This window comes from Tatumella sp. JGM130 (assembly GCF_018257525.1).
Taxonomy (GTDB): Bacteria; Pseudomonadota; Gammaproteobacteria; order Enterobacterales; family Enterobacteriaceae; genus Tatumella; species Tatumella punctata.
Map to the genome: position 1 here is coordinate 1 of NZ_JAERJS010000074.1, position 1,639 is coordinate 1,639.

The 1,639-nt window shown below is 40.6% G+C and carries 1 protein-coding gene and 1 pseudogene; both read left to right on the plus strand.

Annotation, left to right across the window (positions count from 1 at the left end; translation table 11 throughout):
- The coding region (locus JK211_RS16680; protein WP_249213836.1) for a site-specific integrase at positions 1–847 on the plus strand (847 nt) is incomplete at its 5' end.
- Between the two features lie 111 nt (positions 848–958).
- Positions 959–1,567, plus strand: a pseudogene (locus JK211_RS16685) (DUF6387 family protein); the annotation flags it as partial.
- Positions 1,568–1,639: the final 72 nt, after the last annotated feature.

The window sequence follows — 1,639 nt, forward strand, 5'->3', positions numbered from 1 at the left end:
ATGGAAACCGTCAGCCCGTTTCCCGGCAGAAAACAGGGTCTGGCAAAAGTGTAGCGGTATTAGGCGCAGCTATTTAGAAGTAGCTGCTCGTCTGCAACAACGAACCACAGCAATCATGCGATATGCCGTCCAGAATGGCTTAATTGACTACAATCCAGCACAAGATATGTCTGGGGCAATTACAGTTGCGAAACGAACCCACAGACCAGCCTTACCATTTGATAGGTTCTCAGAGCTTTTAGAGCGCATTGAAAGCTTTAAAGGTAGGAAACTTACTAAATTAGCTGTGAAGCTGACATTGCTCATATTTATCCGTTCCAGTGAACTCCGATTCGCAAGATGGTCGGAGATCGACTTTGAAAATGCGATGTGGACTATCCCTGGAGAACGCGAGCCATTGCCAGGGGTCAAACATTCTCATCGAGGCTCAAAAATGAAGACCCCACACCTCGTGCCGTTAAGTCGTCAGGCCTTAGAACTTTTAAAAGCCATCAGAGAAATCAGCGGTGAATGCGACCTTGTATTCATTGGCGATCATGATTTCAGAAAACCTATGAGCGAAAACACAGTCAACAAGGCACTAAGGTCGATGGGTTATGACACAACTGTTGAGGTATGTGGGCATGGTTTTAGAGCGATGGCTTGTAGTGCTTTGATCGAGTCAGGAAAGTGGTCGAGAGATGCTGTTGAGAGGCAGATGAGCCATCAGGAGCGGAACTCCGTTCGTGCCGCATACATTCATAAAGCTGAGCATTTGGACGAGCGTAGGTTGATGTTGCAGTGGTGGGCTGATTATCTTGATGAAACAACTGAGAGAAGAATTGCACCTTTTGATTTTGATAACTAACTGATTTTAATTAATAAAATGGCGTGCTCAATAAAAAATTGAGGCGCTATTTTTTTATTTGCGATTTATGTGCTATTACGAAGTAAAACTTTTTACAACGGAGTGGCATTAATGAAATCTTGGGTAAAAATGAGTAGTTGGACATCAGAAGACACCAAAGCAGTGAAAACATGGTTTGATTTGGACAGATATCGAGAGTTTGAAAACATTTCAATTAATATGCTTTACCATGAAATATGGGCGAGGACATATTTCTTCAAACCAGTAATAGAAGAAGGAATGCAGAAAACAGTATTGAAAAATTATATGCAGATATTAGAAGGTAATCCTTTTCTCATCAAAGAGAAAGACTTGAATTATATGGATGCTGAAAATCAACTTTATCAACCGCCATACTTTTTTATAACCACGGTAGATCGAATAGCAAATATCAGTTTTGCTTGTATGAAAAAGGCTTTATTCATAAGAGCAAATTCAGAACAATATAAGATTGATTCCACTATTGAGAACGAATACATATCCGAAAAAATCCCTGAACAGTTTCCTACTACAATTATGTTAGAAATCGATCTTGCGGCTGGAAGTGATGATGAGATAGCAGAGGCACTGCGAATATCATTACCACAATGGCGAAAAGTTAAGGGTGTAAAACCTGCACCGCTTGATGCAGTAAGATTTGGTTATGGGACAATAAAAAAGTTAATGAGCTATAGAATGGTAATCCCCCCATTTTTAACGGAGGCGATAAGTAGAATCAGATAAGCGTTGAATATGTTGCATCGGCGTGTAGCC